The following is a 13,164-nucleotide window of genomic DNA, read 5'->3' as shown; positions in this document are numbered from 1 at the left end:
TCTCCCCGCAGCCTCGGTGAGGACGTGATCAGTAGCGATAGTGCTCGGGCTTGTACGGGCCCTCGACGTCGACGCCGATGTACTCCGCCTGCTCCTTGGTGAGCTTGGTCAGCTGGCCGCCGAGTGCCTCGACGTGGATGCGCGCGACCTTCTCGTCGAGATGCTTGGCCAACCGGTAGACCGCGTTGTCGTATTCGTCGTTCTTGGTCCACAGCTCGATCTGCGCGATGACCTGGTTGGAGAAGCTGTTGCTCATCACGAACGACGGGTGGCCCGTCGCGTTGCCCAGGTTCAGCAGACGCCCCTCGGACAGCACCACGATCGACTTACCGTCGTCGAAGATCCACTGGTCGACCTGCGGCTTGATGTTGAGCTTCTTGGCACCCGAGCGCTCGAGGGCGGCCATGTCGATCTCGTTGTCGAAGTGGCCGATGTTGCCCAGGATCGCCTGGTCCTTCATCGCCCGCATGTGCTCGAGCGTGATGATGTCCTTGTTACCCGTCGCGGTGATGACGATGTCGGCCTCGCCGATGCCGTCCTCGACGGTCACCACGTCGAACCCGTCCATCAGCGCCTGCAGCGCGTTGATCGGGTCGATCTCGGTGACCGCGACGCGCGCGCCCTGGCCGGCCAACGACTCCGCGCAGCCCTTTCCGACGTCGCCGTAGCCGCAGATCAGCACCTTCTTGCCGCCGATCAGCACGTCGGTGCCGCGGTTGATGCCGTCGATCAGCGAGTGCCGGGTGCCGTACTTGTTGTCGAACTTGCTCTTGGTGACCGAGTCGTTGACGTTGATCGCCGGGAACGGCAGCTCACCGGCGGCCTCGAACTGGTACAGGCGCAGCACGCCCGTCGTCGTCTCCTCGGTGACGCCCTTGACCGACTCCGCGATCTTGGTCCACTTGTTCTTGTCGGTCTCGAAGCGCTTGCGCAGCACGCCGAGAAAGACCTTCCACTCCGCCGGATCGTCGTCCTCGGCCGGCGGGACCACGCCCTGCTTCTCGTACTGCGCCCCGCGCAACACCATCATCGTGGCGTCGCCGCCGTCGTCGAGGATCATGTTCGCCGGTTCGCCCTCCCAGGTGAGCATCTCCTCGGCGGCCCACCAGTACTCCTCGAGCGTCTCGCCCTTCCACGCGAAGACCGGGGTGCCCTTGGGCTCCTCCGGCGTGCCGTGCGGGCCGACGACGACGGCCGCGGCCGCGTGGTCCTGGGTGGAGAAGATGTTGCACGACGCCCATCGAACCTCGGCGCCGAGCGCCACCAGCGTTTCGATCAGCACCGCCGTCTGCACGGTCATGTGCAGCGAGCCCGAGATACGCGCGCCCTTGAGCGGCTGCACGTCGTGGTACTCCTCGCGCAGCGCCATCAAGCCGGGCATCTCGTGCTCGGCCAGGCGGATCTCCTTGCGGCCGTAGTCAGCGAGAGACAGGTCGGCGACCTTGTAGTCGATCCCGTTGCGGGAGTCGGCTTTCAGCTCAGTCATGTAGAGCCCCTTTTCGTTCGTCATTGCCTATGAGCAGTGCCTATGAGCGCACAGATGTGCGCACGGCGACATCTGAGTAGACATCCATAGCCTGCGGGCTCGCGGGACAGGCGCGTGCGGTTGAACCAGCCGTGGCGCTCTGACAGCTAAGGAATATCGATAACACCGTAGCGTTCGGCGAACGGTGTCATCAATCGGGCCAGGTCACGTGCCACATCATGGTCGGCTTCGGGCGGCATCGAGACATAGCTCATCGCCAGCCGGACGATGGCCCTGGCCAGCACGCCGGCGTCCTCGTCGCTGGCCTTCACCCAGCTGTCGATGAACGTCTGCGTCAGCCGCTGGCTGCAATGGGTGATGATCGGCCCGCTGTCGGTGGTGATGAGCTGCAACAGGTCCGGTTTGGCCTCACCGGTCAGCAGTGAGATCACCAGCGGGTCGGCGGCGGACTCGGTGAAGAAGTCGCGGAAGCCGTGGCTGAACGCCGCGAAGACGTCGCCGACGTTGCCTTCGATGGCGTCGTCGATCTGGTCGACCAGCCGGTCGGCCAACCGCATCGCGTACGCCTGGGCCAAACCCTGGCGCGAGCCGAATTCGTTGTAGATGGTCTGGCGGCTGATGCCGGCGGCCTTGGCGACGTCGGACAGGGTGATCGCCGACCAGTCACGGGTGAGCAGCAGTTCGCGCATCCCGTCGAGGATGGAATCGCGCAGCAACACCCTCGACGCTTCGGCGTAGGGGATGCGCTGCGCGGTCCGGCGCGGGCTGTTCACACGCGCGAGAGTAGTCGTCACGAACGGGCGACCTCGACCATCTCGAAGTCGGACTTGGCCGCGCCGCAGTCCGGGCAGCTCCAGTCGTCGGGGATGTCGTCCCACCGCGTGCCGGGGGCGATACCGTCCTCCGGCCAGCCCTTCTCCTCGTCGTACTCGAATCCGCACTGCACGCAGACGAACAGTTTGTAGTCCATCACTTCACCTTCTTGTCTCTCTTCGGTTGACTCTGCGCTCGGGGCGAGGATCACTCGCACTTTCGCGCCATGGACGCAGAGTCAACGGGTAAGGGGTTCGAAGTCGACCTTCTCGCGCACAGCGCAATCGGGGCAGCTCCAGTCGTCGGGAATGTCGCTCCATTGCGTTCCAGCCGGAAAGCCTTCCCGCGGAGCCCCTTTCGTCTCGTCGTAGACGTAGTCACAACCCGGGCAGCGGTAGGCGTTCACGCGTGCACTCCGTGACGGGCCAGCACCTTGTCGCGCACGCGAGGGTGCACGTTCACGCGGGTGATGTCACCGTCGTAGTGATCGAGCACCCGGTGGTCCATCACCCGGCGCCACAGCGGCGGGACGTACGTCAGCGCGATCATCGACGCGTAGCCGCTCGGCAGGTTCGGCGCGCCCTCCATGCTGCGCAGCGTCTGGTAGCGCCGGGTCGGGTTGGCGTGGTGATCGCTGTGACGCTGCAGGTGATACAGGAACAGGTTGGTCACGACGTGATCGGAGTTCCAGCTGTGCACCGGCGCGCAGCGCTCGTAGCGACCGCTCTCGGTCTTCTGCCGCAGCAGGCCGTAGTGCTCGAGATAGTTCACGGTCTCGAGCAGCGTGAAGCCGAACACCGCCGAGATGACGATGTAGGGGATCAGCGCCCAGCCGAACACCGCGATCAGCGCGCCGTAGAACACGATCGACATCGCCCATGCGTTGAGGACGTCATTGGACCAGTACGTTCTTGGATCCCGCGTGCTGCGCCCGCTACGCTCGAGCCGCTTGGCCTCCAGCTCCCACGCCGACTTCAGCGACCCGAACACGCTGCGCGGCAGGAACTCCCAAAACGTCTCGCCGAAGCGGGCGGACGCCGGATCCTCCGGGGTCGCCACGCGGACGTGGTGGCCGCGGTTGTGCTCGATGTAGAAGTGGCCGTAGCACGTCTGCGCCAGCGTGATCTTGGCCAGCCATCGCTCGAGCGAGTCCTTCTTGTGCCCCATCTCGTGTGCGGTATTGATCCCGACCCCGCCGAGCAGACCGACCGAGAGCGCCAGGCCGATTCTCGCCGGCCACCCCAGTCCACCGTCGAAGCCGAGCCAGCTCAGGTCCGATGCGGTGAACAGGTACGCCCCGACGATCACGCTGGCGTACTGGAACGGGATGTAGATGTAGGTGCAGTAGCGGTAGTACTTGTCGTTCTCGAGTCGCTCCATCACCTCGTCGGGCGGGTTCTGCCCGTCCGGTCCGAATTTCAGGTCCAGCGCCGGCAACACGATGTACAGCAGGATCGGCCCGATCCAGAACGGCACTTGCGCCGCGGCGTGCCAACCCCACTGGTTGAAGGCCCACACCAGCGGCAGCATCACGAACAGCGCCGTCGGCGCGATCAAGCCCATCAGCCACAGATAGCGCTTCTTGTCACGCCATTCGACGGCGTCGAGTTCCGATGTCTGCGTGGTCACTGCCAAGCCTCCTGAAGTGAGTGCTGTCACGTCTGAGCTTGACTATAGGAGCAGCTTTGTCGTTTGTCTAGACACAGAACCAGTGTTTGTAAAGCACTGGTGGCCGCGAGCGCGCAGCCTTTTACGGTCTCGGACCCGAAAGCGCTACGCGGCTGCGCGCTCGGCAGCAGAGCCTTATCAGGCAGTGGTGATGGATTCGCGTTCGCGGCGGCCCAGCACCGAATGGCGGCGGCCGTAGACGAAGTAGAGCGCGACGCCGATCGCCATCCAGATGAGGAAGCGGATCCACGTGAGCGCGGTGAGGTTCAGCATCAGCCAGACACAGGCGACGATCGAGGCGATCGGCAGCCACGGCACACCCGGCACCCAGAACCCGCGCTCGAGGTCGGGCCGCGAGCGTCGCAGCACGATCACGCCGGCGGACACCAGCACGAACGCGAACAGCGTGCCGATGTTGACCATCTCCTCGAGCTTGTCGATCGGGAACACCGAGGCGGTGATCGCGACGACCACGCCGACGATCAACGTGATGCGCACCGGCGTTCCGTGGCGACCGGTCTTGGCCAGCGAGCGGGGCAACAACCCGTCGCGTGACATCGCGAAGAACACCCGCGTCTGCCCGAGCACCAACACGATCACCACCGTGGTCAGGCCCGCCAGCGCGCCGATCGAGATCACCTTCGCCGCCCAGTCGATTCCGTTGGCGCTGAACGCGGTTGCGAGGTTGGCCTTCTCCCCCGCCGCGCGCAATTCGGTGTAGCGCACCATGCCGGTCAGGACGACCGACACCGCGACGTAGAGCACCGTCACGATCGCGAGCGAGGCCAGGATGCCGCGGGAGACGTCGCGCTGCGGATTCTTGGTCTCCTCCGCTGTGGTGGCCACGACGTCGAAACCGATGAACGCGAAGAACACGATCGAGGCGCCTGCCAGCAGGCCGTACCACCCGTAGCTGCTGCCCTCGGCGCCGGTGATCAAAGACAGCAGCGACTGGTCGGTGCCCCGTCCGCCCTCACCCGCTTCGGCGGGCGGCAGGAACGGCGAGTAGTTGGCGGCCTTGATGTAGAACGCGCCGACCGCGACGACCAGCAGGACCACCCCCACCTTGATCACGGTGATCGCCAAGCTGACCCCGGCCGAGAGCTTGGTGCCGATGGCGAGGATGACCGTGACGAACGCGATGATCAGCAGGGCGCCCCAATCCAGTTGCAGCCAACCGAATTCCGCTGTTCCGCCACCAAAGTTGAACACCTCGCCGAGGTAGCTCGACCACCCCTTCGCGACGACGGCCGACGCGACCGCGAACTCGAGGATCAGGTCCCATCCGATGACCCAGGCGACGAACTCCCCGAACGTCGCGTAGGAGAACGTGTAGGCGCTGCCCGCGACCGGCACCGTCGAGGCGAATTCGGCGTAGCACAGCGCCGCCAAGCCGCAGGCGATCGCGGCCAGCACGAACGAGATCGATATCGCCGGGCCGGTGAGATTGCCCGCTGTCGAGGCGGTGATGGTGAAGATGCCCGCGCCGATCACCACCGACACCCCGAACACCGTGAGGTCCCACCAGTTCAGGTCTTTGCGCAGGCGGGTGTCGGGTTCATCGGTGTCGGCGATGGACTGCTCCACTGACTTCGTCCGCCGAGCCATCGCAGGTCCTCCTGTCGGGTCCGTTCGCGCAATCTACCGAGTACCGTGCACCCAATGGGGCGGAGTTATAAACACGTAGCTGTCATCGGGGGAAGTCTCGCGGGGATGTGCGCGGCCCGGGTGCTCTCAAACGTCAGCGACCGGGTCACCGTCTACGAACGCGACAACCTGCCCGAAGACCCCGCCAACCGCGCTGCCGTCCCCCAGGGCCGCCACGTCCACCTGCTGATGGCCCGGGGCGCCCAGGAGTTCGAAAGCCACTTCCCTGGGCTGCTGGCCGACATGGTCGCCGACGGCGTGCCGATTCTGGAGAACCGGCCCGACTGCATTTACTTCGGCGCCGCCGGGCATGTGCTCGGCACGGCGCACCGGCTGCACGACGAGTTCACCGCCTACGTGCCGAGCCGCCCGCAACTGGAGTGGCAGATCCGCAAGCGCGTGAAGGGCATCGCCAACGTCGACATCGTGCACGCCGCCGTCATCGAACCTGTCCACGACGCGGGACGGGTGACGGGCGTGCTGCTCGACAGTGGTGAGACCGTCGCCGCCGATCTGGTCGTCGACGCCGCCGGTCGGGGCACGCGGCTCCCCGCATGGCTGGAGGCGTGGGGGTTCGAACGTCCCACCGAGGAAACCGTTGACGTCGGCATCGCCTACGCCAGCCACCAGTTCCACGTTCCCGACGGTTTGCTGGCCGAGAAGGTCGTGGTCGCGGGCGCCTCGCGGACCCAGCCGCTCGGTATCGGAATGCTGTTCTACGAGGACGGCAACTGGAACGTCACCACCTTCGGCATCGGCAAGGTGCCGCCACCTCAGACCGTCGAGCAGATCCTCGACCTGGCCGATGAGATCTTGCCCGCGCACGTCTCGTCCGCGCTGCGGCAGGCCACCCCGCTCGGCGAGATGGCGTTCCACCGCTATCCGACGAGTCGGTGGCGACGCTACGACGCCCTGGAACGGTTCCCCGAGGGCATCATTCCGTTCGGCGACGCCGTCGTCAGCTTCAACCCGACCTTCGGCCAGGGCATGACGATGACGGCGATCCAGGCGAGCAACCTGCGGGCCGTACTGCAGTCGGGCGATCCGGACGTGGCGGGACGCCTCGCCAAAGCCACGGCCAAGACGACATGGCCGGTCTGGATGATGACCACCATCGGTGACCTGACCCTGCACAACGCGACCGGCGAGGCCAAGTGGTGGTACAAGCCGGTCGGCGGGCTGTTCGACCAGTTCCTGGGCGCTGCAGAGACCGATCCCGTTCTCGCCGAATGGTTTCTGCGACGGTTCAGCCTGCTCGACAGCCTCTACATGATCCCGTCGCCGAGACTGGTCGGCCGCACCATCGGGCACAACCTGCGGCTGTGGCTGGCGGAGAAGCGCACGGCCCGGCGTCGGTCCGGGGTACTGCAAACGGCTTGAGATCCGGACGCGCGGTAACTTCGTCACCATGACGGAGACGCGATGAGCGCAGGATTGTTCGGACTTCTCGACGATGTCGCGGTGCTGGCGCGGATGGCCGCCGCATCCGTCGATGACATCGGCGCGGCCGCCGGACGGGCGACCGCCAAGGCCGCCGGCGTCGTCGTCGACGACACCGCCGTGACGCCGCAGTACGTCCACGGCCTGGCCGCAGAGCGTGAGTTGCCGATCATCAAGCGCATCGCGATCGGATCGCTGCGCAACAAACTGGTCTTCATCCTCCCCGCGGCGCTGCTGCTCAGCCAGTTCGTGCCGTGGCTGCTGACACCGCTGTTGATGCTGGGTGCCACGTACCTCTGCTACGAAGGCGCCGAGAAAGTATGGGGCCGAATCCGGGGCCATGACCACCACGCCGCGCCGGTCGCCGGTTCGGGCGCGGACGCCGAGAAATTCATGGTCACCGGCGCCATCCGCACCGACTTCATCCTGTCGGCAGAGATCATGGTGATCGCGCTCAACGAGGTCGCCGACCAGTCGTTCTGGCCGCGCTTGACCATCCTGGTCTTCGTCGCCATCGTCATCACCATCGCGGTGTACGGCGTCGTCGCCGGCATCGTGAAGATGGACGACATCGGCCTTCGGCTGGCTCAGCGCAGTTCCAAGTTCGCAAAGAAGGTCGGCCGCGGCCTGGTGGCCGGGATGCCGAAATTGCTTGCGGCGCTGTCGTTGATCGGCACGGTCGCAATGTTGTGGGTCGGCGGCCACATCCTGTTGCTCGGGACCGACGAGCTGGGCTGGCATCTGCCGTACGGCCTCGTGCACCACCTCGAGGAGAGCGTGCACCATGCCGTCGGCGGAATCGGCGGGGTGCTGGCGTGGCTGGTCAACACCGCCGCCTCAGCGGTCGTCGGGCTACTGGTGGGCGCGGTCGTCCTCGCGGTGGTGCATGTGCTGCCGTTCGGCCGACGCAGCAAGGGCGACGAGGCGCACTGAGCGCTAGATACCGACCGTCGCCCGGAACAACTTCGTCGGCTCGGTCGCGGCGAGCCGAATCGGCCCTTCGTCGGCGGGCACCCACGCCGCAGACCCCCGGTTCAGGGTGACGGTGCCGCCCTTGGCGTGTACGACGGTCGAGCCCTCGGCACACAGAAGAAGCTGCGGGCCGTCGTGGCGCGTCGGCGCGTCGATCTCGTGGCCGAGGCGCTCACCCTCGATGTGCAGCACCGACAGCGAAAACTCCTGCGCCGGCGTGTGATACACCCACTCGATACCGTCTTCGACCTTCTCCGGGCAGACCACCAAGTCCTCGGCGGGCGTGAAGTCGAGCACACGCAACAACTCCGGGACGTCGACGTGCTTAGGGGTCAGCCCACCACGCAACACGTTGTCGGAGTTGGCCATCACCTCGACGCCCACACCGCTGAGATAATTGTGCAGGTTGCCCGCGGGCAGGTAGATACCTTCACCGGGCTTCAACGTGATGCGGTTGAGCAAAAGTGACGCCAGCACGCCGGCGTCGCCGGGATACCGTTCGCCGAGTTCGAGCACTGTCTTGGCCTCGGCGGCGAATTCGCTTGCGCCCGAACGCACATACTGAATTGCGCCGTCGATCACGGCGGGCACCAGGACGTCGAGGTCGGGTTGCGGAGCGGTGATCCAGGTCGTGAACAACGCGCGCAGCCCGTCACCGTCCGGTTGACCCGAGAGCAGGTTGACGAACGGATCGAGGTCGCTGACCTCCAGCGCCCGCATCAGCTCGATGGTGCGCGCGACGGGCCGGAAGCCGGCTAGCGCCTCGAACGGGCGTACGGCGACGATCAATTCGGGTTTGTGGCTGGGATCGCGGTAGTTGCGGTTGGGCGCCGAAACGGGGATGCCGAGCTTGTTCTCGCGTTCATAACCCTCGACGGCCTGCTCGGCGCTGGGATGCGCCTGCAGCGACAACGGTTCGTCGGCGGCCAACACCTTGACCAGAAACGGCAACGTATCGCCGAAGCGCGCACAGACCGCCGCGCCCAGCTGCCCCTCGGGATCGTCGTGCAGGGCGTCGAGCAGCGAACGCTCCCCGTCGGCGGTCTCCAGCATGGCCGGGTCACCGGGATGGGCGCCGAACCACAGCTCAGCCTCGGGATGCGCTGTGGGACTTGGTCTTCCCGTGAACTCGGCAATGTCCGTACGGGACCCCCAGGCATAGGTCCGCACCGCTCCGCGTAGCAAGTGCACTTGGCTAACCTCGAACTAGTTTCAGGTAGACGGCGGTCATCTCCAAGCGGACGGCGAGCATGGCCAGTTGCTGCTCCAAGCTGCCCGCCGCCGTCGACGCATCCGGTACCGCCGCTGCCTCCGGCAGTTCCGGTACGTCCTGCGCGCTGATCACGTCGACGTCGTCCATCTCCGCCGCCCGGGCCGCGACGAAGGACCGCTCCGCGTCGGTGGTCAACACCAGCGTCCGCATCCGGCGCGGAAGCGGACCGTCGAACTCTTCGTCGTGAAAGATCGACCGCTCCCGGTCCGTGACCGACGCACTGGCTCTCAGCATCGCCAGCGCGTCCCCGAAGCCCACAGAAGCGACCACACGTTGGGCGAGGCGCAACAGAATCGCCGCACAGTGCCGGGCCAATGTCAGCGTCGCCGCGCTGTCGCCGGCCAGCACCACCTCGCGGTCTGACATCCGCTCGGCCAGTGTCTTGGCCGGGTTGGTGAACAGTTCGCGGTTCGCGCTGTTGCGAAGCGCCTCGGCGTCGAGTTCGTCGGCCAGCGCCTCGAGGTCGACGTGCATGGTCGGATCGACCACGGCCAGCGTCGCGAGCCCGGCGGCGAGGTAGCGCACGAATCCGAATTCGTCGGGCACCCACATCCGCGGCGCCAGCACCGCCGCCCTGCCCGCGGCGACGTCGCGCAGCGGCCCCTCGTACGGGGCGACGACCGCCACGCGGGCACCGCGCCGAACTCCGGTGGCGGCGGCGTTCACCAAAGCCGGATCGCCAGCGTCGTCACCGGCGACGACGAGGACGTCGAGCGGACCGATCCACGGCGGCACCTCGGCGGCGACGACGATGGGCGCAGCCACCGAAGCCCCCCAGCCCGACGCCAGTAGCGATCCTGCCGTCTCCGCGTTGCCGCGCCCGGCAACCCAGATCACGGTGCGGGGCGCCCCGTCGGAACGCAGCGATTCGAGTTCGCCCTCCATGAGCGCGGCTGCGGTGGCGCGAACCTGGGCGCCGGCCATCGCGGCGGCGCGCAGCAGACCCTCGCGGTCGGCGCCGAGCAGGCCGTCGACGTCGTCGAGGTCGATGGTCGCGGCCGAGGACGGACCCGAAGTCACGTCGCCGCCTCGGAATTCGACGGCACCCGAGCGCGCACGGTGTCGGAGACCGCTCCGACGATCTCGTCGACCTCGTCGGCGCTGCGGGCTTCCACGTTGAGCCGGAGCAACGGCTCGGTGTTGGACATCCGCAGGTTGAACCATGTGCCCTCGCCCAGGTCGACGGTCACCCCGTCGAGGTGGTCGATCGAATGGATCCGGGTGCCGAACGCCTTGAGCACATCGTCCACACATCGCTCGGCGTCGGTGACCGTGAAGTTGATCTCGCCGGACGCCTCGTAGCGCTGGTAGTCGGCCATCATGTCCGACAGCGGCCGGTCTTGTTCGCCGAGCGCGGCCAGCACGTACAGCGCGGCGAGCATGCCGGAGTCGGCGCCCCAGAAGTCGCGGAAATAGTAGTGCGCCGAATGCTCGCCCCCGAAGATCGCCCCGGTGTCGGCCATCAGTGCCTTGATATAGGAGTGGCCCACACGGCTGCGCACGGGCGTACCGCCCCGCTCCGTCACCAGTTCGGGCACTGCCCGCGAGGTGATCAGGTTGTGAATCACCGTGGCGCCGATCTCTCTGCCGAGTTCCCGCGCGGCAACCAACGCGGTCACCGCTGACGGCGAGACCGGATGCCCCTTCTCGTCGACGACGAAACACCGGTCGGCGTCGCCGTCGAAGGCCAATCCGATGTCGGCGCCGGTCTGCACGACGTGAGACTGCAGATCGGTCAGGTTGGCCGGGTCCAACGGGTTGGCCTCGTGGTTGGGAAAGGTGCCGTCGAGTTCGAAGTACAGCGGCGCCAGCGTGATCGGTGCGATCGGGCCCAGCACCGCGGGGGTGGTGTGGCCGGCCATGCCGTTGCCCGCATCGACGGCGACCTTGAGCGGACGCATGTCGGCCAGGCTCACCAGCGAGCGCAGAAACTCGCCGTAGTCGGCCAGCACGTCGCGGTCGCTGAGGGTGCCGGGCGCGCCGTCGTAGCCGGGGACACCTGCGATCACCTCGTCGGCGATGGTCGACAGCCCGGTGTCCTTGCCCACCGGTTTGGCCCCGGCCCGGCAGAGCTTGATGCCGTTGTAGGCGGCCGGATTGTGGCTGGCGGTGAACATCGCACCTGGGCAGTCCAGCAGGCCCGACGCGAAGTACAACTGGTCGGTCGAGGCAAGGCCGATCCGCACCACGTCGAGGCCCTGCGCGGTCACACCGTCGGCGAAAGCCGCGGCCAGTGCGGGCGAACTGGCCCGCATGTCGTAGCCGACGACCACTTGCGATGCGCCGTCGCGGACGAGGCGCGCGAAGGCGCCGCCCACGTCGGCGACGAACGGCTCGTCGAGTTCCGTTCCGACCAGGCCGCGCACGTCATAGGCCTTGATGACGCGATGAACCGCCGCGGCGGGCCGGGACGGCGATGAGCGCTTGCGCGAAGAGCGCACGGGTAGGGACTCCTTGTGACACGGACAACTACTGGCGCCAGCCTAACCGTCCGGGCAGACGTGCAGGCCGTCTAGTCCGTGGGGTCCGGCAGCACGCGCAGATGGCCTCGGCGGCGGCCGTTCGACTCCGGTCGCCGGGCGGGCGGCGCCATCAGCGAACCGCCCGGGGTTCCGGTGACGGGGTCGGAGAACCCGGTGGCCACCCGGTTGATCGGCGGAGCGACATCACGCCCCTCCCGGACCGCATCCGCGAGCGCGACCAGGTCGTCTTCGTCGGGGTGAGAAGGCAACGGGCCAGCGTGACGCACGAGTTCCCAACCGCGAGGGGCGGTGACGCGGCCGGCGTGCACGACACACAGGTCCCAAGAGTGCGGTTCGGCCACCGTCGCGAGGGGACCGACGACCGCAGTGGAGTCGGCGTAGACGAATGTCAGCGTCGCGACCGCATAGTGCGGACACCCGGGCCGGCAACAGCGACGGGGAACGTTCACAGCGGAAGGCTATCGTGGCCGCACTCCGCTTGCCGCCGGACACGCGCAGCCTGCGGACCGTCGATCTCGAACCGTTACGATCCAGTTCATCCCGCACGAAAGGAGCACCCCAGCGGTGGCCAAGCGTGGACACCTGGGCTCGCGCCGGGGCCGCGAGATGCGCGGGCCGTTACTCCCCCCGACGGTGCCGGGTTGGCGCAGTCGGGCCGAGAGGTTCGACATGGCGGTGCTGGAGGCCTACGAGCCGATCGAGCGGCGTTGGCAGGACCGACTCGCGGCGCTGGATGTGGCGGTCGACGAGATCCCGCGCATCGCGCCGAAGGATCCCGACAGTGTGCAGTGGCCGCCGGAGGTGATCGCCGACGGGCCGATCGCGCTGGCCCGGCTGATCCCGGCGGGCGTGGACGTCAGGGGGAACGCCACACGCGCGCGAATTGTGCTGTTCCGCAAACCGATCGAGCGGCGGGCCAAAGATTCCGTCGAGCTCGAGGAGCTTCTGCATGAAATCCTGGTGGCTCAGGTCGCCACCTTTCTGGGCGTCGAGCCCTCCGTCATCGATCCGACGATCGACGACGATTGACCCCGCGGCTCAGATGATTCCGCGCTTGAGGCGGCGGCGCTCGCGCTCGGACAGCCCGCCCCAAATGCCGAAGCGCTCGTCATGCGCCAAGGCGTACTCCAGGCACGCGTCGCGCACCTCGCAGCCCTGGCAGATCCGCTTGGCTTCGCGCGTCGAGCCACCCTTCTCCGGGAAGAACGCCTCCGGGTCGGTTTGAGCGCACAGCGCCTTCTCCTGCCAGAGTTCATCCTCGGGTGTCAGTGCCGGCGCCACTTCGATCGGATCGGGCACCAGACTTAACTGCGGACGCCGAGGCGTCTCAACCGGTGCCGGTTCCGAATGGGCGTGCGGCGCGCTGTCTACTGAGCCGAAGA

At 67.1% G+C, this 13,164-nt stretch carries 14 protein-coding genes; 3 read left to right on the top strand and 11 right to left on the bottom strand.

Annotated features, from left to right (window positions below):
- Nucleotides 1-28 precede the first annotated feature (28 nt).
- From ahcY to A5650_RS19460, 6 genes are all read right to left on the bottom strand, one after another.
- Nucleotides 29-1,486 carry an adenosylhomocysteinase gene (gene ahcY, locus A5650_RS19480; protein ID WP_067295477.1) on the bottom strand — a complete coding sequence of 486 codons (1,458 nt, stop codon included), beginning with the start codon at nucleotides 1,484-1,486 and terminating at the stop codon, nucleotides 29-31.
- Between the two features lie 146 nt (nucleotides 1,487-1,632).
- Nucleotides 1,633-2,259: a TetR family transcriptional regulator AlkX gene (gene alkX, locus A5650_RS19475; RefSeq protein ID WP_067295179.1), complete on the bottom strand. Its 627-nt coding sequence runs from the start codon at nucleotides 2,257-2,259 to the stop codon at nucleotides 1,633-1,635.
- A 17-nt stretch (nucleotides 2,260-2,276) separates the two neighbouring features.
- Entirely contained in the window at nucleotides 2,277-2,459 is a 183-nt protein-coding gene (locus A5650_RS19470) for a rubredoxin (RefSeq protein WP_067086968.1), read from the bottom strand.
- A gap of 78 nt (nucleotides 2,460-2,537) precedes the next feature.
- A complete protein-coding gene (locus A5650_RS26500) occupies nucleotides 2,538-2,705 on the bottom strand; it encodes a rubredoxin (protein WP_082950838.1) in 168 nt (55 codons plus the stop codon).
- Nucleotides 2,702-3,928 carry an alkane 1-monooxygenase gene (locus A5650_RS19465; protein WP_231992666.1) on the bottom strand — a complete coding sequence of 409 codons (1,227 nt, stop codon included), beginning with the start codon at nucleotides 3,926-3,928 and terminating at the stop codon, nucleotides 2,702-2,704. Before A5650_RS19465 ends, A5650_RS26500 begins: the two co-directional genes overlap by 4 nt.
- A gap of 177 nt (nucleotides 3,929-4,105) precedes the next feature.
- A complete protein-coding gene (locus A5650_RS19460; RefSeq protein WP_067295173.1) occupies nucleotides 4,106-5,575 on the bottom strand; it encodes an amino acid permease in 1,470 nt (489 codons plus the stop codon).
- A 54-nt stretch (nucleotides 5,576-5,629) separates the two neighbouring features.
- On the opposite strand from A5650_RS19460, the gene A5650_RS19455 reads away from it, so the two are divergent.
- Nucleotides 5,630-6,994 carry an FAD-dependent oxidoreductase gene (locus tag A5650_RS19455; protein WP_067295170.1) on the top strand — a complete coding sequence of 455 codons (1,365 nt, stop codon included), beginning with the start codon at nucleotides 5,630-5,632 and terminating at the stop codon, nucleotides 6,992-6,994.
- 42 nt (nucleotides 6,995-7,036) lie between these two features.
- On the top strand, nucleotides 7,037-7,987 hold the full coding sequence (locus A5650_RS19450; protein WP_067295167.1) for a DUF808 domain-containing protein: 951 nt from the start codon (nucleotides 7,037-7,039) through the stop codon (nucleotides 7,985-7,987).
- Nucleotides 7,988-7,990: 3 nt separating this feature from the next.
- Here the strand turns inward: A5650_RS19450 and manA are convergent, their stop codons facing one another.
- From manA to A5650_RS19430, 4 genes are all read right to left on the bottom strand, one after another.
- The gene (gene manA / locus A5650_RS19445) at nucleotides 7,991-9,217 is read right to left on the bottom strand and encodes a mannose-6-phosphate isomerase, class I (protein ID WP_067295164.1); all 1,227 of its coding nucleotides are present in this window, start codon (nucleotides 9,215-9,217) and stop codon (nucleotides 7,991-7,993) included.
- A 4-nt stretch (nucleotides 9,218-9,221) separates the two neighbouring features.
- Nucleotides 9,222-10,319, bottom strand: a complete 1,098-nt coding sequence (locus A5650_RS19440) for a TobH protein (protein ID WP_067295161.1) — start codon at nucleotides 10,317-10,319, stop codon at nucleotides 9,222-9,224.
- A complete protein-coding gene (locus A5650_RS19435; protein ID WP_067295158.1) occupies nucleotides 10,316-11,740 on the bottom strand; it encodes a phosphomannomutase/phosphoglucomutase in 1,425 nt (474 codons plus the stop codon). The genes A5650_RS19440 and A5650_RS19435 overlap by 4 nt, the downstream gene beginning before the upstream one ends.
- A 71-nt stretch (nucleotides 11,741-11,811) precedes the next feature.
- Nucleotides 11,812-12,231: a DUF3499 domain-containing protein gene (locus A5650_RS19430; protein ID WP_067086792.1), complete on the bottom strand. Its 420-nt coding sequence runs from the start codon at nucleotides 12,229-12,231 to the stop codon at nucleotides 11,812-11,814.
- Between the two features lie 157 nt (nucleotides 12,232-12,388).
- Between A5650_RS19430 and A5650_RS19425 the strand changes: the two genes are divergently transcribed.
- The gene (locus tag A5650_RS19425) at nucleotides 12,389-12,811 is read left to right on the top strand and encodes a metallopeptidase family protein (RefSeq protein ID WP_067295474.1); all 423 of its coding nucleotides are present in this window, start codon (nucleotides 12,389-12,391) and stop codon (nucleotides 12,809-12,811) included.
- Between the two features lie 9 nt (nucleotides 12,812-12,820).
- On the opposite strand, the gene A5650_RS19420 is transcribed toward A5650_RS19425, so the two are convergent.
- Nucleotides 12,821-13,081, bottom strand: coding sequence for a WhiB family transcriptional regulator (locus A5650_RS19420; RefSeq protein ID WP_231967551.1), 261 nt, complete (start codon nucleotides 13,079-13,081; stop codon nucleotides 12,821-12,823).
- Nucleotides 13,082-13,164: the final 83 nt, after the last annotated feature.

Source organism: Mycobacterium sp. 1164985.4 (genome assembly GCF_001668575.1).
Lineage (GTDB): Bacteria > Actinomycetota > Actinomycetes > Mycobacteriales > Mycobacteriaceae > Mycobacterium.
Note: the sequence above shows the minus strand (reverse complement) of the source record. Positions and strands in the feature narration are given on the sequence as shown.

Coding starts and splice junctions, on each gene's coding strand:
- A5650_RS19450 (WP_067295167.1), top strand. CDS start 7,037: ATGAGCGCAGGATTGTTCGGACTTCTCGACGATGTCGCGGTGCTGGCG.
- A5650_RS19455 (WP_067295170.1), top strand. CDS start 5,630: ATGGGGCGGAGTTATAAACACGTAGCTGTCATCGGGGGAAGTCTCGCG.
- A5650_RS19425 (WP_067295474.1), top strand. CDS start 12,389: ATGCGCGGGCCGTTACTCCCCCCGACGGTGCCGGGTTGGCGCAGTCGG.
- ahcY (WP_067295477.1), bottom strand. CDS start 1,486: ATGACTGAGCTGAAAGCCGACTCCCGCAACGGGATCGACTACAAGGTC.
- A5650_RS19460 (WP_067295173.1), bottom strand. CDS start 5,575: ATGGCTCGGCGGACGAAGTCAGTGGAGCAGTCCATCGCCGACACCGAT.